Consider the following 25247-nt stretch of genomic DNA (forward strand, 5'->3'; position numbering starts at 1 on the left):
GAAGCAAGGGACGAACCGGAGGCTCGTCCCTTGCTGCTTGATGTTACGCCGGCTCAGTTGGTGAGCGCGAACGTCTCCAGCTTGGCGGCATTGTCGCCATTGACCAGGACGCAATCCATCAATTGCTTTTCCTCGGCCGGAGACTTCTTGTTCTTGATGAAGTCGTTGGCCTGCTCGACCGCCATCTGCGCCTGCGCGAAGGCCGGCTGCAGGACTGTCGCCTTGATGCCGCCGGAGGTGATCGAGTCGCGCACGTCGTTCGACCCGTCGAAGCCGACGACGATGACGTCCTTGCGGCCGGCAGCGGCAAGTGCCGCATGAGCGCCCATCGCCATCGTGTCGTTGCCGGAGATCACGCCCTTGATATCGGGATTGGCCTGGAGGATCGATTCCATCTTTGAATAGGCCTCGGTCTGGCTCCAATTGGCCGACTGCTGCGCCACCATCTTCAGGTCCGGATAGTCGTCGATGACGTCGTGGTAACCCTTGGAGCGGATGCCGGCATTGGTGTCGGATTCCTTGCCGACGAGCTCGACGAAATTACCCTTCTCGCCCATCAGCTTGACGAATTCCTGCGCGCCGAGCTGGGCGCCCTGATAATTGTTGGAGACGATCTGCGCGACGGCAACGCCGGTGGCATTGATCTCGCGATCGATCAGGAAGGAAGGAACGCCTGCGTCCTTGGCCTTCTGCACCGCGGCGACGGTGGCGTCGGCGCCGGCATTGTCGAGGATGATCGCCTTGGCGCCGCGGCCAATCGCCGTGTCGATCAATTCGGACTGCTTGTTGGCGTCGTCGTCATGGACGAGCACCAACGCCTCGTAGCCGAGTTCCTTGGCCTTCGCCTCCGCGCCGACAGCTTCCGCCTTGAAGAACGGATTGTCATGCGAGGGCGTGATGATGGCGATCAAATCCGCCGCATAGGCGGGTGCGGCGGTGCCAAGCGCCAGCATGCCGGCAAAAGCCGCAAGCGTCATTCTGCGTGTCAGTTTCATGTATTCCTCCCGTTGAAAATCCGTGCCTTATCCCAAGGCTATATGCATTCGATTTCGTTAGCCGGCCGTAGGCGGCGGGTCGCGTCAGATTCACAAGCCCTTGGCCGGCTTCACCTCGAAGGATCGCTCCCCCTATCCTCCACTCATCCAGCGCCTGATCCTGCGGCGAAGCTTGACGGTCCGATCCATCAAACAGCTAAGCCAACTGGTATAATGAGTCAATGACAATTTCAGGTGACATGTTCCGGAGAACGCGTCGCTGCCCTCAAGTGATGCGCTGAATGCTCGCGGCAATCTCCTCCGGCTCGAACACCCGCTTCCAGTCGTCGCGCATCAGCACCGGCTTGCCGAACTCTATCGCCTTGTTGCAGGCGTCGGAGAACACGCCTTTGGTTTCGCCGAAGATGACGGCGCCAAGCACGTTCATATGCCCAAGCAGGAAATCGAGCGCCGCCTGCTTGTCGACCCCGCGCGCCACCACCTCGTCGACGGCCTCTTTCATGATGACGAGCAGCGAGGCGCACACCGTTTCAGAAAGGCCGGGCTCGAGCAGCGCCATCTGATCGACCGTGACGCGATGCGAGCGCATGACCGGCGCCCAGATGATCTTTGCGATCGCCTCACCCTTGGCGAAATCTTCCTCGGGTCCCTGCATCAAGGCGCTGACCATGTGCTGCTTGGCCTTGACGCCGCCGAAATAATCCTTCTTGGCCGCCATGTCGGTCTCGTCGTTGAAGATCGGCGGATGGCACGGGTGGGTGACGAAATAGGTCAGGTCCGGCCGCTTCGGCAAATGCCCGGCGAAAGGTGCCGCGGCGTCGAGCACGACGACCATCGTGCCTGATGCAAGCTTGCTCTCGATACTCGCCGCGACCTTGCCGATGTGCGTGTCCGGCACCGCCAGGATCACCACATCGGCTCCATCAAGCGCCTCATCGGCGCTGACGGCATCGATGCCGAGGCCCGACTTAAGCCGCTCGCGGCCGGCGTCGCTGACCTCGACATGGCGTATCGTATAGGGAGATCCGCGAAAATTGGTCGACAGACGGTAACCCATTTTGCCGCCCGCACCAAACAGCGCAATCGTTGTCATGTGTCCGTTACTCCTGAATTCCAACGACGGCCCTGCCGATCGTCATCCCATTGACTTGTATGCACATTGCCGCCGGTCGGCGGATTAGAGAACGCAGGGGAGCCGCCGCTCAAATGACGATGCCATGGACGATGTCTCGGGCGCCCGGATGTCCAGCACAGCGCAGCTACGCGGAGCATGCTACCTTAGGTACACATTATACCAGCATACCAAATTGGCAAGCGGCCATGGCACGGCTCTGACCACTTGCTTGGCCGTCGTTTACCTCCTGTTCAACGGCAAGGAGCGATCATCGCGCTGAACCGCCGATCGGCGGAATGATTCGCAGCCGACAAAGGCCCATGCTCGAAACTTCACTCTACAGCCCGGTCAAGACCTTCCTGGAAGGCCTGGGATTTATGGTCAAGGGCGAGATCGGCGGCTGCGATCTGCTGGCGCTGAGTGCCGACTCTCCGCCGATCGTCGTCATCTGCGAGCTGAAGCTGAAGTTCAACCTCGAACTGGTGCTCCAGGGCGTCGACCGTATGGCGGCGAGCGACGAGGTCTGGCTAGCGGCATGCATGTCGGCCCGTGGCAAGGGCCGTGAGAGCGATGTGAGATACCGCAATCTCTGCCGTCGGCTCGGCTTTGGCCTGCTTGGCGTGCGACCGAACGGCGAGGTTCAGGTGCTGCTCAGCCCGACGGCATTGGCTCCGCGTCGGGATCCCCGGCGCCGCTCGAAGCTAATTGACGAACATCGGCGTCGGCAGGGCGATCCTGTCGCCGGCGGCGGCTCGCGTGCGCCGATCATGACCGCTTATCGCCAGCAGGCGCTGGCATGCGCCGCAGCCCTCGCCGATGGCCCAAAGCGGCCGCGTGACTTGAAGCCCAACCTGCCGAACGCGCCTAAGATCCTGCTGCACAATGTGTATCGCTGGTTCGCGCGCACCGATCGCGGGATCTACGAACTGACCGCTCAGGGCCGTGAGGCGTTGCAGCGCTGGCCGCAGCCCGATCGCAGCCACACCGCTGCCTGAGACAGGCAACGCCGGATTTCGCGCCCTGCTTTCCGCGACAATCACGGCTTTCGGCAAGACATCACCTCGTCACGGAACCATATTTCGACACGATGGTTTTGTCGTCACCGAATTGATCGTCCGCTGAGCAAACGGAAGGAACGGCTATGCGCCTATCGACGACAATTGCCACACTTTCGGCACTGGCCCTTGCCTCGCCGGTCTATGCGCAATCCGTGGCACCAGAGCTTGCCCCTGTCCCGCCGACGGCCCCGCAAACCCTGCCAGAGCAAGCCACGCCCGAAGGGACCACTCCCGACCAGGCTACACCTGACCAAGCCTTCTCCGCCCAGAATTTCACCGCAGTGACAATCGTGGCGATGGAGGATCTGCCTCCTGACATCAAGGCACAGGCGGAGGCCGTCGTCACCCAGACCAGCGCCGAGGATTTGCGCATCCTGCAAAGTTCGATCGACGCATCGCCGCAGGCGGCATCGGCGCTGGCGGCGAACGGGCTTAATTCCACGCAGGTCGTCGCAGCCAATATCGACGGCGACGGCACGCTCACGCTGATCATCCAGACGACGACGTGAGCGGCTGAAAGCGGACAAGCCGGCTCCGGCACGGAACCAAAGCCCGCTTGATCGCGGAGGACTGTCGTGGCCGAGGCTGCAGTTCGCAACTTCACCATCAATTTCGGGCCACAACATCCCTCCGCTCACGGCGTCCTGCGGCTGGTGCTCGAACTCGACGGCGAGATCGTGGAACGCGCCGATCCCCATATCGGCCTGCTGCATCGCGGCACCGAAAAGCTCATCGAGTACAAGAACTACCTGCAGGCCTTGCCCTATTTCGACCGGCTCGACTACGTCGCGCCGATGAACCAGGAGCATGCATTCTGTCTCGCCGCCGAGAAGCTCCTCGAAATATCGGTTCCGAAACGCGGACAGCTCATCCGCGTGCTTTTCTGCGAAATAGGCCGGCTGTTATCGCACCTCCTCAACGTCACCACGCAAGCCATGGACATCGGCGCGCTGACGCCGCCGCTCTGGGGTTTCGCCGAGCGCGAGAAGCTGATGGTCTTTTATGAGCGCGCGTCCGGCGCCCGCATGCACGCGAATTATTTCAGGGTCGGCGGCGTGCATCAGGATCTGCCGCCGGAACTCCTAGACGACATCTGGAAGTTCTGCGATCCGTTCCTCAAGGTCTGCGACAATCTCGAAGAGCTGTTGACCGAGAACCGCATTTTCAAGCAGCGCAATGTCGATGTCGGGGTGATCGGCCTCGATGATGCCTGGGCCTGGGGCTTTTCCGGCGTGATGGTGCGCGGATCGGGCGCGTCCTGGGACCTGCGCAAGGCGCAGCCATACGAATGCTATTCGGAGATGGATTTCGATATCCCAGTCGGCAAGCATGGCGACTGCTACGACCGCTATCTCGTCCGCATGGAGGAAATGCGCCAGTCGGTCCGGATCATGCGGCAATGTCTGGAAAAGTTGCGCTCACCAGAAGGCCAGGGACCGGTCGCGATTCCGAGCCACAAGATCACGCCGCCGCCGCGTGCCACGATGAAGCGCTCGATGGAAGCGACGATCCACCACTTCAAACTTTATACCGAAGGCATTCGCGTGCCGAGCGGTGAAGTCTATGCCGCCGTCGAGGCGCCGAAGGGTGAATTCGGCGTCTACCTCGTGTCGGACGGGGGCAACGTTCCCTACCGATGCAAGATCCGCGCACCTTCCTTCGCCCACCTGCAAGCGATGGATTTCCTGTCCCGAGGCCATATGATCGCCGATGTTGCCGCGATCATCGGCTCGCTCGACATCGTGTTCGGAGAAATCGATCGCTAGTTTAGCCAGGTCGCAGGATCTTCCCCGATCGCAGGATCATTCGTCGTTAGTAGCCGCGCAGGCAGGCCTGGACGGCGCTCGACCGCCGGTCAGACGAAGGCTCTCACCTGTGGCGGGCCAGCTCAAATTCTCACATCAAAGACGGACGCATGGCCGCGACAAGGCGCAGCCAAGCGTCGAGGAGTTTCACAATCTGCGCGGCCCGACGGCGCACGAGCCCTTCCAAGTTCGGAAGCGCTCTCCACGGCGCGGAAAGAACGCGTGTTCCGCCGTTCCTCGTACCGCCTCAATGCACGATCAAGCCCTTCATCCAGGCAACAAATCTGTTGCCGCGAACTATCCCGCGCACCCTGGCAGCGGCCCATCTCGCTTGCATCGTAGCGCCGACATGGCAATGGCAGACGATTTGGTGCAACTGCCGGTCGCTCAGTTCGAAGAAGCGCTTTGCCTCACCATAGGTATCATCGCTGAGGCCCATGGCACGCAGAACCGGATCCTCGAAGGCGACAGTGAGCGGCGTCCCAGCGCCACGCGATCTGTCGCGCGCTTCCCTGTTCATATATTCGGTGCCTGGAAGCGCCCCAAGGCATCGCGTCGGGTTTTGTTCGAGAAGTTCCGCCCAACGTTCAATCCGCTGGGTTCGAGTCATCGCCGGATACGCCGCGAAGGACTCAACTTCCGCGACGGCCTGCAGTTGGTCGAGTGTTTGATGTTTCATGGTCGGCTCCTGTCGACAGGTGAATTCGCCCACGCCTATATGAGCAATTATCGCGCCATGGAGCGCTGACAAGGCCGGACCGCCGCAACATGAGGCGTACGGATCACCTGCCCGGTGAAGCGGCGCTCGAATTCCGACGCGCCCCCGCCTGTGTTCGATGTCGACCGGTTAACCGAACCCGTTTCCGGACAGGAACTTTTGCGGAAGCTTGCCGTTTGGCTTTGCGTCCGCTTCGGCGGCTGCAATATCAATCTTGAAAGCAATTCCGTTGGACACGAAGCCTCAACGCGTCGAGCAAGACGTCGAGCCTGTAAATGAAACCCGGGAGCAACCGGCCCCGGTTCGAGAATCTCGTGAGCGATCGGCAGAGCCCCGGCAGGAAAAACCCGACGGGAATGCCTCGCAACGAAAGGCCGGTCTGCTCGGCTTTCCCAGGCGCCATCCCTATGCGGCCGCAGCCATCGCGCTTGCGCTGTTGCTCGTCGTGGCAGGCATCGCGATCTGGTGGCTGAACGCTCGCCAGTACGAATCGACCGACGACGCCTTCATAGATGCGCGCACAGTGACGATCGGTGCGCAAATAGCCGGCCGCCTTACCGAGCTGGCGGTTACCGACAATCAGCATGTACAGGCGGGCGATGTCCTCCTGCGTATCGACGACAGCGACTATCAGGCAAACCTGAAGCAGGCCGATGCCGGCGTCGCCGCGGCCGAGGCCGAAATCGTCAATGTCGCCGCCCAGATCGAGGCTCAAAACGCAAAGGTAAACGCTGCCCAGAGGCAGGTTGCACAGGCCAAGGCAGCGCTGGATTTCGCCAAGGCCGAGGATCAACGCAATCGCGAACTCCTGGCCAGGGGCACGGCAACGCAGCAGCAGGCGCAGCAGGCGGCATCGACGTTGCGTCAGGACCAGGCCGCGCTGGACAGCGCCGAGGCCAATGTCGCCTCCGCAAAAAGCCAGGTTTCGGTCTTGCAGGCACAGGCCAGGAGCGCCGAGGCGCAGCTCGAGCAGGCCAAGGCCAGCCAGGAGCAAGCCCGCACGACGCTGTCACGCACGACTATCACAGCACCCGCAGCCGGGCGGGCAACGAGCATTTCTGCGGCTAACGGCACCTACGCCCAACCTGGCCAGGTATTGATGATGTTCGTTCCCGACGAGGTCTGGGTGAAGGCCAATTTCAAGGAGACGCAGCTCGATCTGATGCGGCAGGGACAGCCGGTCGACATCGACATCGACGCCTACCCGGACAAGTCCTTCCATGGTCGCGTCGACAGTATTCAGGCCGGCAGCGGCACCGCCTTCAGCCTCCTGCCGGCCGAAAATGCCACCGGCAATTTCGTCAAGGTGGTACAGCGCGTGCCGGTCAAGATCGTCTTCGACAAGCCGCCGGATGTGCTTCTCGGGCCGGGCCTGTCGGTGGTGCCGACGGTCAAGGTGCGATGAGCGGCGAAACCGCCAGAAATCAGGGTGAAAGCCGATCCGCCGCCGGGACGCACAATCCCTGGCTTATCGCCGTCGTCGTCTCCATCGCCACTTTCATGCTGGTGCTCGACACCTCGATCGCCAATGTCGCCCTGCGCAACATCGCCGGCAGCCTGGCGGCCGGAATGGACGAAAGCACCTGGGTGATTACCACCTATCTCGTTGCCAACTCGGTGATCATCCCGGTCAGCGGCTGGCTGGCAAGCGTCATCGGCCGCAAGCGCTACTACATGCTCTGCGTTGCGACCTTTACCGTCGCGTCGCTGCTGTGCGGACTGGCGCCCAACCTGGAACTGCTCATCCTGTTCAGGGTCCTTCAGGGACTCGGCGGCGGCGGCATGGCGCCAAGCGAGCAATCGATCCTTGCCGATACCTTTCCGCCAGAAAAGCGCTCGCAGGCCTTCGCGCTTTACGGCATTGCCGTCATCGTCGCACCGACGGTCGGGCCGACGATCGGCGGCTGGCTGACCGACCATTTCTCCTGGCACTGGATCTTCTTCATCAACGTGCCGTTCGGCATCCTGTCGCTGGCCCTGGTGCAATGGCTGTTGGTCGAACCGGACGTACTCGAACGCGAACGCAAGGAACGGCTGAAAGGCGGCCTGAAGATCGACGGGATCGGGTTCGTCCTGGTAGCGACGGCATTGGGGTGCCTGGAGATTTTTCTCGACCGGGGCCAGCGCTACGATTGGTTCGCCTCGGATTTCATCACCACTTTCGCAGTGATTTCCGCGATCGCGTTCCTGCTGCTTATCCCATGGGAACTCAGTCGCAGCGATCCGGTCGTCGACATGCGCCTATTATTCACGCGCCAGTTCGGCACGGCGTTCCTGGTCATGATGGCGGTCGGTGCTATCCTGTTCAGCACCACCCAGATCGTGCCTCAGCTGCAGCAGACGACATTTGCCTACACCGCGACGCTCTCGGGCCTTTCGATGATGCCGGGCGGCATCGCCATGTTGATCTTGATGCCGGTGTCCGGATTTGTAGGCAGCATCGTGCAGCCCAAATATCTGATCATGATGGGCATGTCGGTGGTCGCAGTGGCCCTTTGGCATATGACCTCGCTTACTCCGGACGCCAGCTTCCGCTTCTTTGCCTTTGCCCGTGTTTTCCTGATGGTCGGGCTGCCGTTCCTGTTCATTCCCATCTCGACCGCGGCCTATGTCGGCCTGCCCCCGCAGAAGACCAACCAGGCATCTGCGCTGATCAACGTTGCACGCAATATCGGCGGCAGCATCGGCGTCTCGCTGTCCAACACCGTCATTGCGCAAAGCTCCCAGATCCATCAATCGAATCTGGTCGGCCACACCGTGCAGTCGTCGCCCGCCTATCAGCAGGCGCTTCGGCAGGCGACCGAGCATTTCGTCGCCCAGGGTTCGCCAATGGTCGAGGCGAAGCAGCAGGCGATCGCCTGGCTTGGTCAGTTGATCGCTCGCCAGGCCACGCTGCTCGCCTATGTCGATGTCTTCCGCTACTGCGCGGTGGCAACCGCCCTGCTCGTTCCGCTGGCGCTGCTGCTGCGGTCAAGCAAGTCAGGCGGCAGCCAGCCGAATCCGGAGATGGGCTGACCCGCAGGCGCGACGGTGTAGTTCCAAAAACGGGCAAGCCGGGAACCAGCCGACCCGTTGCGTTGTTCTGCGCCAAGAGGAGATGATTACGATGGCCACTATTCCCACACCCGAGCCAACACCGACCCCGGTGCCACCGCCTCCCATCCCCGATCCCAAGCCCGTGCGTGAGCCGGACCCCGACAGGCTCCCCGACGAAGATCCCGTTCCCAACCCGGATGAAAACGACATTCCACCGAAGCGGATGGCTGTTACCCGGCAAGTGCCATGATCGTTCTGCAGCGTGCACGGGCGATTGCTTGCGCCAGTGGCGCTGCCTGTCAGATTTCGAGCATGGCGTAGGGGCGGCCCGTCGGCTTGGCGACATGCATGGCAACGTTATAGACCGACGCCCCGCCCGGCGTACGGCCCTCGTAGGCGCCGCGATGCGCATGACCATGCACCACCGCACTGACCTGGAACCGGTCTATTGTTTCGGCCAGGCGTGACGAACCGAGAAATGGGAAGATCTCCAGCGGCTCGCCTTCGACCGTCTCGACGACAGGCGCGTAGTGCAGAACGACAAGCGTGCGTTTGGCGCGGACCTGCCGCATCGCGTTTTCAAGCCGCATCGCTTCGTTCACGCTTTCCGCCACCATCGACTTGATGGCCGGTTCGCCGAAGGAGCCGAGCATGCGCGATCCAAAACCGCCAACGAAACCCTTGACCCCGACGAACCCGACCTCGTGAATCTCCGTCGCCTCGCCATCGAGCAGATGAACGCCCGCCTGGCGCAGAATGTCGGTGACCTGCTCGACGGCGCCTGACTCATAGTCGTGGTTGCCAAGTACGGCGACGACCGGGATCGTGCAGGCACGCAGTTCCTCGGCAAGGATTTCGGCCTCCCGAGGCTTGCCGAGATTGGTAAGGTCGCCGGTCAGCACGAGAACCTGGGCTTCGCGCGACATCTCGCCGAAAAGATCGCGGTACGACGCCTGGTCCTCCTTGCCGACATGCAGATCGCCAATGGCGGCGATCTTGAGTGTGCCGCCGTTTTCCGCCTTTGCCGAAGCAGGTTTGAGTTCGTCAGCCATCGCTATATTCTCCTTCACCGCCGACGTCGGCAAAGCCCCATTCCTTGACGTCGATCTCATAGTCGGTTCGTGAAAGCATGCGCCCGCGGCAGATCCGCATCCGGGAAGGCGGCAGTTCGCGCTGTTTGGCCAGCCGGTCGAGCAATTCGTCGAGCAGCCACGCCGGCACACGGTCTCGCTCCGTCGGATAGATCCATCGGAAGTTCAAGAGATGCATCAGCAAGACTTCCCAATGGACTTCCATGTAGGAAAGCAGCCTTTGCCAATCGATCTGGTCGTGCGCCTTGAGGATGGTGTGCGCGACGTCGGCGCCATCGTGGCGGCGGCGGTCCTGGATGAAGCTTTTGGACCAGATAAGCTCGGTTGGGCCGATGATCCGCACCTGGCTGCCCAGCAATTCGCCCTGACGGGCGTGCTCCAGCCACAGGTCGTCGACGGGCATTGTGCCGTTCATCGAGGCGAAAATGACGTCGAAAAAATGCGTGCCCTTGAACACTTTGCCGAGCCACCGGTCGTCCTCGACCACGACGGCGTAACCGATCCGCTTGAAATGGGCGAGGATGCGCGGGCAGTCGCCGGCCTTGCAGAAAATATCGAGATCCTTGGTCAGGCGGGTGATCCCGGTATAGGCGCTTACGGCATAGGTGCCGGCGACGAGAAAGGGGATGCCGGTCGTGACAAGCTCGCGGATCGCCTCGATATAAAAGACCTCCGCTTCGGCATTGCGAGGCGTCGGGGCGGCTTTTGGATCGACCGACGGAACGGATGCCGGGATGGCGCTTTCCGGTGGGGGATTAATGATCATAGCTATGGCTCCTGGCCCGGCAGACCAGCAGCCGCCTGTATCTAATAGCCAAGCACGCCCAATGGTTCCCGCCGTTACGCGGCACTGCCGCTCCCGCCGCTGCATCAGGCGAACACATCGCCGTCGCAGGCCTTCGAAGCGGTCATGGCTGTCGCCGTCGCGGCAGTGATGAAAAGACATGCGACCGGTTATTTTGGCGTCAGGATCGCAGTGCAATCAGCCTCAAGCGCGTCGAGGCGGAGTAGGCCCGCTATCATCCTCAGGTCCGGAAAGGATTGGCTTCAACATGGTTCCGGAGCTGTCGGAGGCGCTGCGCACCCGGCGCAACAGCCATTTGAGCGCCCGTAGCCAAACCGACTCTGTTTTCCGTAACGGTGCAGGCGGCGTGGCGAAAAGGCCATTCTCCATTTTGTAGTTCCTCACAGTCTCAGTCCAAATCAGCGTTCTTCAACGAGCAAAGCTTGTGTTGGTTCCGCGTCGCCATCGGCGGGAGCACGGGCTGGACGGGGCGAGGCCATCATTGGCGGGTTCGAGCGGGCTAGCCTTCTGCAGGGAGATCAGCGCCTCGCGAGATCAGCCTCGGCGATCAAGTGGCGGAATTCAGCTACCAGCCGGCGGGATTCGGCTCGTATCCTGATGCGCCGGCTCTGGACACGACCCGCGAAGGCTGAAATTGTGATCGTATTTCCAGTTGCAAATTTGGTTGGGCTCGGCGGGGATGGCGCTGGTTTCTGAAGACATTGCCCGCCATCCGGCGCTGCGTCGCCATGTCCAGGCTCAGTCGCGGACGCTTCTCCAGACCTATGAAGCGAACCCGCGGCTGGCCTCCGTATTCGCCACCCAACAACGTTGGCTGATGGCCCATATCGGTCTTGCCTTGTATTTCAATCGAGAGCCGGACGATCATCGCAAGGGACTTACGTCCGCACGGTTCATGGACGACATCTGCCGGCATTCGGTGGCCAGCCGCAACACCGCCGACGCCTTCCTGAAGGAGATGCTGCATTACGGCTTCATCCGGCATCTGCCGATCAAATGTGGGCGCATCCGCCCCTTTGAGCCGACCGCGGGCACTCTGGAGACGGTTGCCGGCTGGGTCATGGCTCATCTCAGAACGCTGGACAGCCTGGACAGCCTGGACAGCGGATTTCGACTGGCTGCATTCGTCGCACAACCGGACATGCTCGCCAAACTGCAGCCGCTGGTGGCCGACGGCCTGCTTTCGTCGCATGCCGTGCGGGAGCCGAGACAGACCTTTTCCTTGTTCACCTGGCTCGACAATGGCGGCATCGTCATGGATTGGCTGATGTCCGGCGTCGACCCCGATCATGCCGACCTGGACCGAATCCCGACCGGTGTCGTCTCAATTGGAGATTTCGCGAACTGGCTCAAGCTTTCCCGCACCCACCTGTCACGCAAATTGCGCGATGCCGAAGAACTCGGCAGCATCGGCTGGCTGGGCCAGCGCGGTCACTCGGTCATGTGGGTGTCGAGCGAGTTCTATCAGGAATACATGACCGCCCAGGCCATCAAGCTCGCCATCATCGATGCAGCCTTCGACAACTGTGTTGTAACTTCGCAAGCCAGCTGAACCGCGAGCCGACCGCCGTCGTGGCAGCCTTGGCGCCGCCGCGACGGAGATCTGGCATTTCAATCGATGTCGAACGACACGCCCTGCGCAAGCGGCAGCGCCTTGGAATAATTCACCGTATTGGTGGCGCGCCGCATATAGGCCTTCCAGGCATCGGAGCCGCTCTCGCGGCCGCCGCCGGTTTCCTTCTCGCCACCGAAGGCACCGCCGATCTCGGCCCCTGACGTGCCTATATTGACGTTGGCGATACCGCAGTCCGATCCGTCGACGCTAAGAAAGCGCTCGGATTCCTGCAGGTCGCGGGTAAAGATCGAGGATGACAGCCCCGCTCCCACCGCATTGTGTTCTTCTAGCACGGTGTCGAAGTCCGAATATTTCATCACATAGAGGATGGGCGCGAAGGTTTCCTCCGTCACCGGCGAAACCTGCCGCGGCATTTCGACCAGCGCCGGACGCACATAGTAGGCGTCGGGGTGACCGTTCTCGACCCGCATTCCGCCGGTTATCTTACCGCCATGCGAAGCCGCCTCCTCCAGCGCCTTCTGCATATTCTCGTAGGCAGCCTTGTCGATCAGCGGGCCAACCAGAGCGCTTGTCTCCAGCGGATTGCCGACCGAGACGCTCTCATAAGCCTTCTTCAGGCGCGGAACGAGCTGGTCATAGACGCTCTCATGCACGAACAGGCGCCTGAGCGTCGTGCAGCGCTGGCCGGCCGTGCCCATGGCGCCGAAGGCGATAGCGCGGAGCGCCATGTCCAGATCGGCCGTCGGGCAGACGATGCCGGCATTGTTGCCGCCGAGCTCCAGCACGGCACGGGCAAAGCGCTTCGCCAGCCGTGGGCCGACATCCCTGCCCATGCGCGTCGAGCCGGTGGCCGAGACCAGCGGCACCTTGGGATGATCGACCAGGATCTCGCCGACGGCGCGATCGCCGATCAGCACGGGCGCCAGTCCCTGCGGCGCGTCAGCACCGAAACGCTTTACCGCGCGTGCAAAAATCGCCTCACAGGCGAGCGCCGTCAGCGGTGTCTTCTCCGACGGCTTCCACACCACCGCGTCGCCGCAGACCAGCGCAAGTGCTGCGTTCCACGACCACACCGCGACCGGAAAGTTGAAGGCCGAGATGACGCCTACGACGCCGAGCGGATGCCAGGTCTCCATCATGCGATGGCCGGGACGCTCGGTGGCGATGGTCAGGCCGTACAATTGCCGGGAAAGACCGACGGCGAAATCGCAGATGTCGATCATCTCCTGCACTTCGCCAAGACCTTCGGATGGGATCTTGCCGACTTCGATCGATACCAACCGGCTAAGCTCGGCCTTGTGTGTGCGCAATTCCTCGCCGAGCAGCCGCACCAGTTCGCCACGCTTGGGAGCTGGCACCTGCCGCCACGCCAGGAAAGCTCTGTGGGCATTGTCGATGGTCGTTGCCGCATCGGCCGGCGAGATGGTCTTCAGCGCGGCGATCTGCTCGCCGGTCACCGGGCTGCGCACGATAAGATCGCCGCCCGTAAGCGCGCGCTCGGCAACGCCCAGTTTCGCCAGAAGCCCGGCCGTTTCCTTCGCAATCGTCATTTTCATCCCTTTCAGATTCCGTCGCTCATATGGCGTCGGTCCAAGCCTTGCGCCATACCCACTCCCTGCCGGTCGGCACACCAGGCGCTGTCATGGCGTGGCATTACGCGTTTCAGGGAGAAATCGCCACCCCGGCATGGTCCAAGCCGGCGTCCGACTGTTGAACCAGCCAGATAGAGCGAATCAGTGTGCCGTCTTGGCGGTTTCCCGCACGGCGCTTTCTTTCATCAGCCGGTCGATATGCATGCGGATATGCGCTGCCTCGGCGGCCGTATTGGCGAGCGCGATGGCGCGGTCGAAAGCGACACGCGCCTCCTCGCCGCGGCCAAGCTGCATCAGCAGTCCGCCCTTGAGGCCGAAGAAATGGAAATAGCCGGAAAGCCTTCCCTCCAGCGGCTCGATCATGGCGAGTGCGGCTTCCGGTCCACGCACCTTGGAGACCGCGACGGCGCGGTTGAGCATCACCACCGGCGACGGCTGCATCTGCTCGAGCAGGCCGTAGAGCAGGTCGATCTCGTTCCAGTCCGTGTCCTCGGGCTTTTCCGCCCGCGCATGCAGTGCGGCGATCGCCGCTTGCACCTGGTAGGGACCGGGCTTGCGATGGCGCAACGCCTTATCGACCAGCGCCAGGCCTTCATCGATCATCTTGCGGCTCCACAGGCTGCGGTCCTGGTCTTCGAGCAGCACGATCTCGCCGTTCTCGTCGAAGCGAGCCGGCGAGCGTGCATGCTGCAGCAGCAACAGCGCCGTCAGCCCCATGATCTCCGGCTCGGTCTGGAACAGCCTGAGCAGCAGCCGGGCCAGCCGGATCGCCTCTTCGCAAAGCGGCGCACGCGCCGAAGCCTCGCCGCTGTTGCTGGAATAGCCTTCGTTGAAGATCAGGTAGACCATGGCGGCGACGGCGGCGAGCCGTTCGGAGCGCTCGACCGCTCCCGGCGTCTCGAACGGCACCCCGGCGTCGGCGATACGCGCCTTGGCGCGCGTGATACGCTGCTCCATGGCGCTTTCACCGACGAGGAAGGCGCGGGCGATCTGCTTGACCGTCAGGCCGGAGACGATGCGCAACGCCACCGCGATCTGCTGTGTGGCCGGCAGGTCGGGATGGCAGCAGATAAACAGCAGCCGCAAAATATCGTCGCGGTAATGCGCCCCGTCCAGCCGCTCGGCGACGTCGCTCTCGGCATCCTCCAGATCGGAGATCTGGTCCTCCTCCGGCAGCGGCGCCTGCTTGGCGCGCTTGCGCACCGCATCGATGCCGCTGTTGCGGCCGACGAAGATCAGCCAGGCTGCCGGATCGCGCGGCGGACCGTTTTTCGGCCAGTTGTTCAGTGCCCTCAGGCAGGCGTCCTGGAATGCTTCCTCCGCCGCGTCGAGGTCGCGGAAGTAGCGCAGCAATGCCCCCATCGCCTGCGGGCGAGCGGTGCTGATTGCCGTGCTGATCCAGGCGAGTTCGGTCATGCGGAAACCTTGGCGGGATTGAACAGCGAGACCGGCCGGATTTCGTAGGAGCCGCCGCTCGGGTTGACCTCGGAAAGCTCGCGCGCGAAGTCGACGGCCTCATCGAGGTCGGCGCATTCGAGCGTGTAAAAGCCGAGGAACTGTTCCTTGGTTTCGGCAAACGGGCCGTCGATGACGATCGATTCGCCCTTGACCTTCCTCAGCGTCGTCGCCGCGGTCGTCGGCAAGAGCCGCGCCACCGGGCCAAGCCGGCCCGCCTGGGCATATTTTTCCTGCACACCCAGAAGTTTTTCCATGACGGCGTCGTCCTGCTCCTTGCTCCAGGAGCAGACGACGTCTTCGGAGGCATAGCAGAGGATCGCGTAGAGCATGGGTCGTCCTTTTCTCTGTCAAAGGACGAAACACTAGGACCGATGCCGACACGGCGTCGACAAAAAAATACGCTCCGTCCGGCGTCATTCCCTCGCCTTCAGCCATCTCAAGACCAAGGCCTCCTCGTCGTCGAGCCCGGCGATCGAGCGCTTGCCTTGGTTGGCATCCGCCATTTCGTCCAGCAGCCGTCCTTCGGGCCAGGCGCGGAACACTTCCGGATGGATGTAGCATTGGCGACAAACCGCGCGCGTATTGCCGAGCCGCTCGGCAACCTTGTCGATGACATTGTTCATCACCCGCTTTTGCTGCGCCTGGCTTTCCGGACGTTCGGTTTGCGCAAACAGCGACGCCGCATGGATGGTGCCACCCCAGGTTCTGAAGTGCTTGGAGCTGAACTCCGCTCCGGCATTTTCCCTGATATAGCGGTTGACGTCGTCTGAGCGCACCGGATGCCTGTTTCCGTCCTCGTCGAGATACTGGAACAGTTTTTGGCCCGGCAGGTCCTGCGCTCCACGCACGACCTTGGCAATCCGGCGATCGACAAGTTTCAATCTCCATTCCTTGCCGGATTTACCGATGAAGGCAAAGCGCAGGCTCGAGCCCTTGATGTCGACATGGCGGTCACGCAGCGTGGTCAGCCCAAAACTCTTGTTGTCGCGGGCATAGGCGGCATTGCCGACACGGATCATCGTGTTGTCGAGCAGCCAGACGATAGCCGCAACGACGCGTTCCAGCGGCAGGCCGTGACGGCGCAAATCGACCTCGATCTGCCGCCGCAGTTCGGGCAGGCTTTCGGCGAAGGCAATCAGGCTCGAATATTTGACGCCGTCACGCTCCTCCGCCCAGTGCGGGTGATAGCGGTATTGTTTGCGGCCGCGCTGGTCCCGACCGGTCGCCTGGATGTGACCGTCGGCATCCGGCGAGATCCACACATCCGTCCAGGCCGGTGGAATGGCGAGCGCCTTGATGCGTGCCAGCGCCTCCCCGTCGACAATCCGCCCGTCGGGTCCTTTGTACGAGAACCCCTTGCCCGAACGCAGCCGGCGAATACCGGGTTCAGTGTCGGTGACATAGTTGAGCGAGGCCCGAACGGCCGAGGCTTGCGCGCCGTTCTCCAGCGCTCCGTTGTGCGGCACCGCGTTTTTTGGTGCAGCTTTCCTCACAGCCGATTGGCCAGACGACGACCCGGATTTGTCCAGCATGTCCTCTCCACGGAATTTCCGTAGATAAGCCGCTTGCCGGCTGCGGGTTCCAACGCCTCTTGATCTCTTGGTCCCAGAACAGCCTATCGACGTCGCCGTGCGTCGAAGACGTGCGTCGTCACGCCTTTTCGAGCACGACCGGAACGACGTCGACCGCCTGCTCGCCGACCTGTCCACCGGTGGTTTTCAGCACGCCGACGATCGGCGCCACATCGGAGTAATCGCGGCCGTAGCCGACCGTGATATGGTCGTTGCTAGCCCGCATGCCATTGGTCGGATCGAATTCCTGCCAGCCGGCATCGCGCCCGCACCACACCTTGACCCAGGCGTGCATGGCGTCGGCGCCTTCGAGCCGCGGCTTCCCGCGCGGCGGGATGGTGCGCAGGAACCCGCTGACATAGCCCGCGGGAATACCGAGGCCGCGCAGGCCGGCGATCATGATGTGGGAGAAATCCTGGCAGACGCCGCGCTTCAGGCCAAAGGCGTCGCTGGCCCGCGTCTGCACGGTGGTCGCCTCGCCGTCATAGGTGAAATCGCGGTGAATGCGGTTGCACAGAGCCATGGCCGTGCCGACTGTCGAACCGCCGGCACTGCCTTTCGCATAGGCAGTGATTGCCGCGTCGATGCCGGCATGATCGCTGGCGGCCAGAAAGTGATGCGGCGAAGCCGGCGCCAGCGAGTGCACTGCGCCGAGTTCTTCCCTCAGCCGGCGTATGTCCGGCGATACGTCGAGCCCGGGTTCGGGCCGCGACACTGAAACACGCGCGCTCATCCTGATGTCGAGCGCATCATGCGCGTCACGAAAGGCGATCGAGGTGACACTGTTGCCGAAAAAGTCGGAAAAGTCGGAACGTTCGCTGGGCGCCGGCACAAAAGACAGTGAAGCGGCGATGACGCGCTGCACGCCAGGGATGGTCGGCGGCAGCACGCGCACCTGATGGCGGCCACCGCCGGCCGCCGCATCATAGTCGTAACGCAGGTGAAGCCTGATGTCGTAGAGCATGCTGTCTCTACCCGAAATAGGCTTTGGCGAGGCTGTTGTAGAGCCCGCCGATTTCATTGGCGAGATCGCCGAGGGCCTTGGCCGTCATGTCCGAGGGCTCCTTGATGGCGATCGACGTGTTGAGCTGCAGGATTTCCTTGGCCGCCGGCGACATATGGCCTTCAGCGCCGACAGCGGGCAGCAGCGCGATTTCGGCCTTCAGCCGTTCGAGCTGGAAAAGGATTGAGCGCGGGTTGAGCGGATCGAGCGCCAGAAGGTCGACCACGGTGCGCCGCCCCGCCTGCACCGGATACTGCCGACGGTGGGTCATGACGCTGTCGCCGATCTCCAGCACCATGTCGAGCGCACCTTCCGGCGCCTGGGCTCCGGTCAGCCGGGCGAGCGTGCGGGCGATCTGGATGCCGCGTTCGAGCCTGCGGCCGATTTCCAGGAAACGCCAGCCGGCAAAGCGGTACATGTTCTCGTGCAGCAGGCCGGAAAACCCGGCCAGCTTGCGCAGGATGACCGTCATTGCCCTTGTCGCGTCGTCGCCCGGCGCCACGGTCGCGGCAAATTGATGGATGGTCTTCGACAGATCCTTCAATGCCAGCCAGCCATCGGGCGAGAAGCGGTCGCGGATCTGCCCGGCGCTGTAAACGGCGCTGTCCAGCGTGCCGATGAGCCCCAATGGGATTGCCGTCTCGACGTCGATGCCGAACGGCGCGAGATAGTCGCTGATATCGGCGAGCAGCGGCATCTCGGGATCGGATGTCTCGGCCAGCCGCACATGGTAGGCGCGCAGGATGCGCACCGTGTCTTCCGATCGCTCGATATAGCGGCCGAGCCATGTCAGGTTCTCAGCCGCGCGGCTGGGCAGGCTGCCCGGCAGGGTTCGGGTGAAGCTGTCGTGCTCCTGCGGCAGCAGTGTCTCGCGCTCGACCGGCCTGTCGCTGACCACCCAGACATCCGCCGCCTGGCCGCCGCGCTGCATGGCGATGGCCGTCGGGTCGAGCGAAAAGCCGACACGGGCAAACCCGCCCGGCATCACGGTCCAGCCTTCCGGCGTCCGCGCCAGATAGACGCGCAGGCTTGCCGGCCGCGGCTCCAGCCAACCGCCGACATAGACAGGCGTGGTCGACAGCGTCACCGCTTCCTGGCCGACGAAGTCGCCGCCGTCCCGTTCGATCCTGGCGACCAGTTCGGCCCGTTCCTCGACCGACAGCGCCGACCCGAGCTTGGTCGAGCCGTCGTCCTCGAAGGCAAGCCGCGTCGACAGCGCCGGGCCGATCACCATGCTATCGATGTTGGCGAGCACATGTTCACGCTCCGTCTCCTGCCCGCACCACCATGTCGCGACCGTCGGCAGCAGCAGTTCCTCGTTGCGCAGGGCGCGCGAAATCTTGGGCAGGAAGGCGAGCAACGCGCGCGTCTCCATCAGGCCGGAGCCCAGTGCATTGACGGCCGAAACCGCCCCTTGCCGAACCGCCTCGACCAGCCCCGGCGTGCCGATCTGCGAGTCCGGCCGCAATTCAAGCGGATCGGCGAAGGCGGCGTCGAGCCGCCGCCACAAGACGCTCACCGGCATCAGCCCCGAAACCGTGCGCACCATCAGCCTGCCGCCGGAGACGGTCAGGTCCTCGCCCTCGAGCAGCATGATGCCGAGATAGCGGGCGATATAGGCATGTTCGTAATAGGTTTCGTTCAGCGGTCCCGGCGTCAGGATGGCGACACGGCCGCCGGCTTGCCTGGCCATGCCGATCAGCGCGTCGCGGAAGCGACGGAAGAAGCCGGCCAGGCGGTGCACATGCATTTCGCCGTAGATGTCGGACAGCGCCCTTGTGGTGGCGACGCGGTTTTCCAGCGCAAAGCCGGCGCCCGACGGCGCCTGTGTGCGGTCGCCAAGCACCCACCAGCGGCCGTCCGGGCCACGACCGAGCTCGAAGGCGCAGAAATGCAGGAAATGGCCGCTCGCCGGCCTGGTGCCGACGACCGGCCGCAAATATTCCGGGCTGGCCGCGATCAATCCGGCCGGCAGAATGCCTTTCTCGACCAGCCGGTTCGGCCCGTAAATGTCGGCGATGGTCTCCTCGAACAGATCGGCGCGCTGGACCAGGCCGGCGCTGATGTCAGCCCATTCCTGCTCCTCGATCAGCAGCGGCACATGCGCCAGCGGCCATTCCCGCTCGTTGGCGCCGGCTTTGTCATAGACGCGGTAGTAGACGCCGGCGTCGCGCAGGTACTGGTCGGCGCGGGCGAAGCGCTGGGCAAGCTTTTCCGGCCCCAGGTCCTCCAGTGCCTCGATGAAGTGCCGCCAGGCCGGCCGCGGATTGCCCGACGCATCGACCATCTCGTCGACGACGCCGTCGATCGGCTGGTAGTGCTCCAGCAGACTATGGGTCTGCGGCTTGCTGCGCAGCCTTTTGTGATTCCCCTTCGCCATGGCTGATCAGAGTCTTTGCGGCCGCCGAAGGTCAAGGGTCATCGGGAAATCTTCAGAGGCTTCTTCGTTGCGCAGCACGTAGCTGGACGGCGTATGGCCACGCGGCTCGAAGCGAGCGAGTCGCCGCGCCTCCGCTTCGTTGCCATTGACCGGGAAGGTGTCATAGCTGCGCCCGCCGGGATGCGCGACATGGTAGACGCAGCCGCCGACCGCGCGGCCCGACCAGCGATCATAGATGTCGAAGACCAGTGGAGTGTTGACCGGCAGCGCCGGATGCAGGCCCGACGCCGGCTGCCAGGCCTTGAAGCGCACGCCGGCCACCGCGATCTCGCGGTTGTCGGTCACCTTCATCGGCACGACGCGGCTGTTGCAGACGACGGCGTGACGCTCCGGGTTGAGCCCCTCGGTCTTCACCTGCAGCCTTTCGACGGAGGAATCGACAAAGCGTACGGTGCCGCCGATCGCGCCTTGCTCGCCCATCACGTGCCACGGCTCGAGCGCCTGCCTGAGCTCCAGCTTGACGCCGGCTTGGCTAACCTCGCCGCAGAACGGGAAGCGGAATTCGAGCTGGGCGTCGAACCATTCCGGACGGAATGCAAAGCCGTTCCGCTTGAGGTCGTCCAGCACATCGAGAAAGTCAGCCCAGACATAATGCGGCAGCATGAAACGGTCGTGCAGCGAAGTGCCCCAGCGCACGAAGCGGCCGTCGAGCGGGTTCTTCCAGGCCCGGGCGATGATGGCGCGCACCAGCAATTGCTGCGCCAGGCTCATGCGCGCGTTGGGCGGCATCTCGAAGCCGCGGAATTCGACCAGCCCAAGCCGGCCGGTCGGCCCGTCCGGCGAAAACAGCTTGTCGATGCAGATTTCCGAGCGATGGGTATTGCCGGTCACGTCGGTCAGAAGATTGCGGAACAGCCGGTCGACCAGCCACGGCAGGGGTGCCGCGCCCTTGTCCGGATGCGGCACCTGCGCCATCGCGATTTCGAGTTCGTAAAGCGAATCGTGGCGCGCCTCGTCGAAGCGCGGCGCCTGGCTGGTCGGGCCAATGAACAGGCCGGAGAACAGATAGGACAGCGACGGATGCCGCTGCCATTGCAGCACCAGGCTCTTCAACAGGTCGGGGCGGCGCAGGAACGGACTGTCATTGGGCGTTGCGCCGCCGACGACGACGTGGTTGCCGCCGCCGGTGCCGGTGTGGCGGCCGTCGATCATGAACTTGTCGGCGCCAAGCCGCGTCTGCCGCGCCTCTTCGTAGATCGCCGTGGTCGTCGCCACGCAATCCTGCCAATTCGCAGCGGGGTGGATATTGACCTCGATGACGCCGGGATCGGGTGCGACACGGATGACATTGAGGCGCGGATCGTGCGGCGGGCCGTAGCCTTCTATATGCACCGGCAGGCCGATCGCCCTTGCCGCGTTCTCAGCCGCCGCCACCAGTTCGAGATAATCCTCCAGCGCCTCGACCGGCGGCATGAACACACAAAGCCGTCCGTCGCGCGGCTCGACCGAAAGCGCCGTGCGCACGGCCCCGCCGATCTCGGTGATCTCCTGTTCGACGCGGTCCTGCTGGCCGGTAACGGCCGTAAAGGATACCGCCTGCTGGCGTCGTGCCATCTCGTCGGCGCCCTCCAGTTCGGCCGGAGAAGCAGAACCGGGCAAGATCGCCTCGCGCGCCGGCAATGGTCCGCGCGGCAGCGATGGATCGACCGGGACTATGTAGGGGAACTGCGCCGGCGGCACATAGGGCAGCGTGCCGAGCGGCAGGCGGTAGCCGACCGGCGAATCGCCGGGCACCAGGAACAGCCTGCCGCGCCGCGTCTTCCACTTCTCCGAGCGCCAGCGCGGTCCGGACGCCTGGCTGTTCCAGCGCTGGACAGGCAGCACATAGCCCGACGGCTTGGTCAGCCCGCGTTCGAACACCCGCGCCATGCGGCTGCGCTCCTCGGGGTCCTCCAGCTTCGAATTGGAAGGATCGACGTTGTCCGGCAGCTTGCCTTCCTTGAGCAGCCATTCGGCGGGATCCTCATAGGCTTCGCTGACCATCGTCTTGTCGATGCCGAGTTCGTCGGCGATCGCCGTCAGCAGGCCTTCGGCCTGCTTCGGTCCGACATCCGCCTCGCTCTTTTCATGCGCGATCAGCGACGGGTCGCTCCACACCGGCTCGCCGTCGGTGCGCCAGTAGAGCGAGAAGGTCCAGCGTGGCAGGCTTTCGCCGGGGTACCACTTGCCTTGCCCGTAATGCAGGAAGCCGCCCGGCGCGAAGCGTTCGCGCAGCCGGCGGATCAGGGCATCGGCCTTTTCCCGCTTGGTCGGCCCGACGGCGGCGGTGTTCCACTCTGCAGCCTCGAAATCGTCGATCGAGACGAAGGTCGGCTCGCCGCCCATGGTCAGCCGCACATCGCCGGCCTGGAGCGCAGCATCGACCTGGACCCCCAGCGCGTCCAGCGCCTGCCAGCTCTCGTCGGAGAACGGCTTGGTAATGCGCGGACGCTCGGCGATGCGGTCTACCCGCATGTCGAAGCCGAATTCGACATTGGCGAAGCTCGCCATGCCGGAGATCGGCGCGGCATTGCGGAAATGGGGCGTTGCCGCGAGCGGCACATGGCTTTCGCCGGTGAGCAGGCCGGAGGTCGGGTCGAAGCCGATCCAGCCGGCGCCCGGCAGATACACCTCGCACCAGGCATGGAGGTCGGTGAAATCGGTCGCCGTGCCGGGCGGCCCGTCGAGCGCAACGAGGTCGGGTTTGAGCTGGATCAGGTAGCCGGAGACGAAACGCGCGGCGATGCCGAGGTTCCTCAGTATCTGCACCAGGAGCCAGCTCGAATCGCGGCACGACCCCTTGCCGGCGGCCAGCGTTTCCTCGGGCGAGAAGACGCCGGTTTCCATGCGCACGATATACGCGATCTCGCGCTGTAGCCGCGCATTGAGGTCGACGACAAAATTGACGGTGTTGGTCGGGTGGCGCGGGATGGTTTTCAGGAATGCCTCCAACAGCGGCCCCGCCGGTTCCGGCGTTCGATAGATGGTCAGATCGTCCCGGATCTCTTCGGGGTATTCGAATGGAAACGTCTCGGCCGACGGTTCGACGAAGAAATCGAACGGATTGTAGACCGTCATGTCGGCAACGAGATCGACCTCGATCTTCAGTTCCGTCACCGGCTCGGGAAAGACGAAGCGGGCCAGGAAATTGCCGTAGGGGTCCTGCTGCAGATTGACGAAGTGATTTGCCGGCCCGACCTTCAGCGAATGGCTGAGCACCTTGGTGCGGGAATGCGGCGCAGGCTGCAACCTTATGACTTGCGGGCCTAAGACGACCGGCCGGTCGTATTTGTAATGGGTCAGGTGATAGACGGCTGCCAGAATTGCCATGGTGCCCCTGAAGTCGGCGTTTCAAAAGGAGTTCGCTGAACCCTGACACGAATGCTGACCATTCTCCAAGCAGAGATGTTGCGCTGCACCTAAATCAAGCAGCTTTCATAGCTCACGAAACGGAGCGCCGACCCCGGGATTCCGCAGTGTGGCGGCAAGACGTTGCAACGCTGCAGAGCCGAAGTCCGGCGGGTCAGCACCGGGCGCTTCCCGCCGATATCGATGATCGGCAGCACACGCGATGCTTCGTCGAAAAGAGCGGAAAAGAAAAACCCGCCTCGGCGGGCGGGTCGTTGGAGCCAATTAGCACCATACCCAAATTAGTAGCATAGCTGCCGGCACAAAGCAAGAACAAAATGTGGCATGGTCGACGAAAGTTGCCGATCTCCCGCTTTGCGAGGGGAGATACCAGGCACGGGCATCCTGGAAGCGGAGCCTGAACCCTAAAAGAATGCCTGCAACCCGGTCTGCGCCCGTCCGAGGATCAGCGCATGCACGTCATGCGTGCCCTCGTAGGTGTTGACGGTTTCCAGGTTCTGGGCGTGGCGCATGACGTGGTAGCCGATCTGGATGCCGTTGCCGCCATGCATGTCGCGGGCCTGGCGGGCGATGTCGAGCGCCTTGCCGCAATTGTTGCGCTTGACGAGCGAGATCATCTCCGGCGCCATCTTGCCTTCGTCCATCAGCCGCCCGACGCGCAGGCTGCCCTGCAGGCCGAGCGCGATCTCGGTCTGCATGTCGGCGAGCTTCTTCTGGAAAAGCTGCGTACCGGCCAGCGGCTTGCCGAACTGCTTGCGGTCGAGGCCATACTGGCGGGCGCGGTGCCAACAATCCTCAGCCGCGCCCATGGCGCCCCAGGAAATTCCGTAGCGTGCCCGGTTGAGGCAGCCAAACGGCCCTTTGAGACCCGAGACATTGGGCAGCAGCGCGTCGTCGCCTACCTCGACGCCTTCCATCACCACTTCGCCGGTGATCGAGGCTCGCAGCGACAGCTTGCCACCGATCTTCGGCGCCGACAGCCCGTTCATGCCCTTTTCCAGGACGAAGCCGCGAATCTGGTTGTCATGCGCGCCCCCACTTTCGTCGGACAACTTTGCCCAGACGACGAACACGTCGGCGATCGGCGCGTTGGAAATCCACATCTTCGAGCCGGAGATCCTGTAGCCGCTCGCAGTCTTCTCGGCCCGCGTCTTCATGCCGCCCGGGTCGGAACCGGCATCAGGTTCGGTCAAGCCAAAGCAGCCGATCCATTCGCCCGACGCCAGCTTCGGCAGGTATTTCTTGCGCTGTTCTTCCGAGCCATAGGCATGGATCGGATACATTACCAGCGACGACTGCACGCTCATCATCGAGCGATAACCCGAGTCGATCCGCTCCACTTCCCGCGCGACCAGCCCGTAGGTGACGTAGTTGGCGCCGAGCCCGCCATATTCCTCGGGGATGGTGATGCCGAGCAGACCGGCCTCGCCCATTTCGCGGAAGATCCCGGCGTCGGTCTTCTCCTCGAGATAGGCTTCCTCGATCTTAGGAGCGAGCTTGTCGGCGGCAAACGCCGCGGCGCCATCGCGCACCATGCGCTCGTCCTCCGAAAGCTGGTCCTCGATCAGGAAAGGATCATCCCAGACGAATGCGTTCTTGTCGGCGGCCATGGCTCTCGGTCTCCCAAACTCATGCAT

General features: G+C 63.2%; 19 protein-coding genes. 6 read left to right on the plus strand and 13 right to left on the minus strand.

What is annotated here, in order from left to right; translation table 11 throughout:
• Positions 1–53: 53 nt before the first annotated feature.
• A complete protein-coding gene (locus NKH33_RS03410) occupies positions 54–995 on the minus strand; it encodes a D-ribose ABC transporter substrate-binding protein (RefSeq protein WP_352469588.1) in 942 nt (313 codons plus the stop codon).
• Between the two features lie 265 nt (positions 996–1260).
• Positions 1261–2088 carry a phosphogluconate dehydrogenase C-terminal domain-containing protein gene (locus NKH33_RS03415; RefSeq protein WP_352586635.1) on the minus strand — a complete coding sequence of 276 codons (828 nt, stop codon included), beginning with the start codon at positions 2086–2088 and terminating at the stop codon, positions 1261–1263.
• 341 nt (positions 2089–2429) lie between these two features.
• Here NKH33_RS03415 and NKH33_RS03420 point away from each other — a divergent pair, with 341 nt between their 5' ends.
• The 3 genes from NKH33_RS03420 (at position 2430) to NKH33_RS03430 (ending at position 4933) form a co-directional block, all read left to right on the plus strand.
• Positions 2430–3104 (plus strand): DUF2161 domain-containing phosphodiesterase, encoded by a 675-nt coding sequence (locus NKH33_RS03420; RefSeq protein ID WP_352918193.1) that lies wholly within the window; start codon positions 2430–2432, stop codon positions 3102–3104.
• 146 nt (positions 3105–3250) lie between these two features.
• The gene (locus NKH33_RS03425) at positions 3251–3676 is read left to right on the plus strand and encodes a hypothetical protein (RefSeq protein WP_352918195.1); all 426 of its coding nucleotides are present in this window, start codon (positions 3251–3253) and stop codon (positions 3674–3676) included.
• Between the two features lie 66 nt (positions 3677–3742).
• Complete coding sequence (locus tag NKH33_RS03430; protein ID WP_352501918.1) at positions 3743–4933, plus strand: NADH-quinone oxidoreductase subunit D; 1191 nt, start codon at positions 3743–3745, stop codon at positions 4931–4933.
• Between the two features lie 286 nt (positions 4934–5219).
• On the opposite strand, the gene NKH33_RS03435 is transcribed toward NKH33_RS03430, so the two are convergent.
• A complete protein-coding gene (locus tag NKH33_RS03435; protein WP_023675469.1) occupies positions 5220–5651 on the minus strand; it encodes a hypothetical protein in 432 nt (143 codons plus the stop codon).
• Between the two features lie 484 nt (positions 5652–6135).
• Here NKH33_RS03435 and NKH33_RS03440 point away from each other — a divergent pair, with 484 nt between their 5' ends.
• Both NKH33_RS03440 and NKH33_RS03445 read left to right on the plus strand, forming a co-directional pair.
• Positions 6136–7095, plus strand: a complete 960-nt coding sequence (locus tag NKH33_RS03440) for an HlyD family secretion protein (RefSeq protein ID WP_352918368.1) — start codon at positions 6136–6138, stop codon at positions 7093–7095.
• Positions 7092–8705, plus strand: coding sequence for a DHA2 family efflux MFS transporter permease subunit (locus NKH33_RS03445; protein ID WP_352539321.1), 1614 nt, complete (start codon positions 7092–7094; stop codon positions 8703–8705). The genes NKH33_RS03440 and NKH33_RS03445 overlap by 4 nt, the downstream gene beginning before the upstream one ends.
• 320 nt (positions 8706–9025) lie before the next feature.
• Here NKH33_RS03445 and NKH33_RS03450 read toward each other — a convergent pair whose 3' ends face one another.
• Both NKH33_RS03450 and NKH33_RS03455 read right to left on the minus strand, forming a co-directional pair.
• Positions 9026–9778, minus strand: a complete 753-nt coding sequence (locus NKH33_RS03450; RefSeq protein WP_352469581.1) for a metallophosphoesterase family protein — start codon at positions 9776–9778, stop codon at positions 9026–9028.
• Entirely contained in the window at positions 9771–10583 is an 813-nt protein-coding gene (locus NKH33_RS03455) for a nucleotidyltransferase family protein (RefSeq protein ID WP_352539322.1), read from the minus strand. The genes NKH33_RS03450 and NKH33_RS03455 overlap by 8 nt, the downstream gene beginning before the upstream one ends.
• 718 nt (positions 10584–11301) lie before the next feature.
• On the opposite strand from NKH33_RS03455, the gene NKH33_RS03460 reads away from it, so the two are divergent.
• A complete protein-coding gene (locus NKH33_RS03460) occupies positions 11302–12174 on the plus strand; it encodes a hypothetical protein (RefSeq protein WP_352539484.1) in 873 nt (290 codons plus the stop codon).
• Between the two features lie 59 nt (positions 12175–12233).
• On the opposite strand, the gene amaB is transcribed toward NKH33_RS03460, so the two are convergent.
• The 8 genes from amaB to NKH33_RS03500 all read right to left on the minus strand — a co-directional run bounded on the left by amaB (position 12234) and on the right by NKH33_RS03500 (position 25220).
• Entirely contained in the window at positions 12234–13748 is a 1515-nt protein-coding gene (gene amaB, locus NKH33_RS03465) for an L-piperidine-6-carboxylate dehydrogenase (protein ID WP_352918198.1), read from the minus strand.
• Between the two features lie 183 nt (positions 13749–13931).
• Complete coding sequence (locus NKH33_RS03470) at positions 13932–15206, minus strand: RNA polymerase sigma factor (RefSeq protein WP_352918200.1); 1275 nt, start codon at positions 15204–15206, stop codon at positions 13932–13934.
• A complete protein-coding gene (locus NKH33_RS03475) occupies positions 15203–15577 on the minus strand; it encodes a YciI family protein (RefSeq protein WP_254817007.1) in 375 nt (124 codons plus the stop codon). The genes NKH33_RS03470 and NKH33_RS03475 overlap by 4 nt, the downstream gene beginning before the upstream one ends.
• Positions 15578–15661: 84 nt before the next feature.
• Positions 15662–16780 (minus strand): DNA topoisomerase IB, encoded by a 1119-nt coding sequence (locus NKH33_RS03480; RefSeq protein ID WP_352918202.1) that lies wholly within the window; start codon positions 16778–16780, stop codon positions 15662–15664.
• 118 nt (positions 16781–16898) lie between these two features.
• A complete protein-coding gene (locus NKH33_RS03485; RefSeq protein ID WP_352833798.1) occupies positions 16899–17783 on the minus strand; it encodes a transglutaminase family protein in 885 nt (294 codons plus the stop codon).
• 7 nt (positions 17784–17790) lie between these two features.
• Positions 17791–20202 (minus strand): circularly permuted type 2 ATP-grasp protein, encoded by a 2412-nt coding sequence (locus NKH33_RS03490; RefSeq protein WP_352918204.1) that lies wholly within the window; start codon positions 20200–20202, stop codon positions 17791–17793.
• Between the two features lie 6 nt (positions 20203–20208).
• A complete protein-coding gene (locus NKH33_RS03495) occupies positions 20209–23571 on the minus strand; it encodes a transglutaminase family protein (protein ID WP_352918206.1) in 3363 nt (1120 codons plus the stop codon).
• A 443-nt stretch (positions 23572–24014) separates the two neighbouring features.
• Positions 24015–25220, minus strand: a complete 1206-nt coding sequence (locus NKH33_RS03500) for an acyl-CoA dehydrogenase (protein WP_352918208.1) — start codon at positions 25218–25220, stop codon at positions 24015–24017.
• Positions 25221–25247: the final 27 nt, after the last annotated feature.

This window comes from Mesorhizobium sp. M1182 (assembly GCF_040318335.1).
In the GTDB taxonomy this organism is placed as follows: domain Bacteria; phylum Pseudomonadota; class Alphaproteobacteria; order Rhizobiales; family Rhizobiaceae; genus Mesorhizobium.

Coding starts and splice junctions, on each gene's coding strand:
- NKH33_RS03450 (WP_352469581.1), bottom strand. CDS start 9,778: ATGGCTGACGAACTCAAACCTGCTTCGGCAAAGGCGGAAAACGGCGGC.
- NKH33_RS03490 (WP_352918204.1), bottom strand. CDS start 20,202: ATGGCGAAGGGGAATCACAAAAGGCTGCGCAGCAAGCCGCAGACCCAT.
- NKH33_RS03435 (WP_023675469.1), bottom strand. CDS start 5,651: ATGAAACATCAAACACTCGACCAACTGCAGGCCGTCGCGGAAGTTGAG.
- NKH33_RS03495 (WP_352918206.1), bottom strand. CDS start 23,571: ATGGCAATTCTGGCAGCCGTCTATCACCTGACCCATTACAAATACGAC.
- NKH33_RS03415 (WP_352586635.1), bottom strand. CDS start 2,088: ATGACAACGATTGCGCTGTTTGGTGCGGGCGGCAAAATGGGTTACCGT.
- NKH33_RS03445 (WP_352539321.1), top strand. CDS start 7,092: ATGAGCGGCGAAACCGCCAGAAATCAGGGTGAAAGCCGATCCGCCGCC.
- NKH33_RS03410 (WP_352469588.1), bottom strand. CDS start 995: ATGAAACTGACACGCAGAATGACGCTTGCGGCTTTTGCCGGCATGCTG.
- NKH33_RS03420 (WP_352918193.1), top strand. CDS start 2,430: ATGCTCGAAACTTCACTCTACAGCCCGGTCAAGACCTTCCTGGAAGGC.
- NKH33_RS03480 (WP_352918202.1), bottom strand. CDS start 16,780: ATGCTGGACAAATCCGGGTCGTCGTCTGGCCAATCGGCTGTGAGGAAA.
- NKH33_RS03425 (WP_352918195.1), top strand. CDS start 3,251: ATGCGCCTATCGACGACAATTGCCACACTTTCGGCACTGGCCCTTGCC.
- amaB (WP_352918198.1), bottom strand. CDS start 13,748: ATGACGATTGCGAAGGAAACGGCCGGGCTTCTGGCGAAACTGGGCGTT.
- NKH33_RS03470 (WP_352918200.1), bottom strand. CDS start 15,206: ATGACCGAACTCGCCTGGATCAGCACGGCAATCAGCACCGCTCGCCCG.
- NKH33_RS03460 (WP_352539484.1), top strand. CDS start 11,302: ATGGCGCTGGTTTCTGAAGACATTGCCCGCCATCCGGCGCTGCGTCGC.
- NKH33_RS03455 (WP_352539322.1), bottom strand. CDS start 10,583: ATGATCATTAATCCCCCACCGGAAAGCGCCATCCCGGCATCCGTTCCG.
- NKH33_RS03485 (WP_352833798.1), bottom strand. CDS start 17,783: ATGCTCTACGACATCAGGCTTCACCTGCGTTACGACTATGATGCGGCG.
- NKH33_RS03475 (WP_254817007.1), bottom strand. CDS start 15,577: ATGCTCTACGCGATCCTCTGCTATGCCTCCGAAGACGTCGTCTGCTCC.
- NKH33_RS03500 (WP_352918208.1), bottom strand. CDS start 25,220: ATGGCCGCCGACAAGAACGCATTCGTCTGGGATGATCCTTTCCTGATC.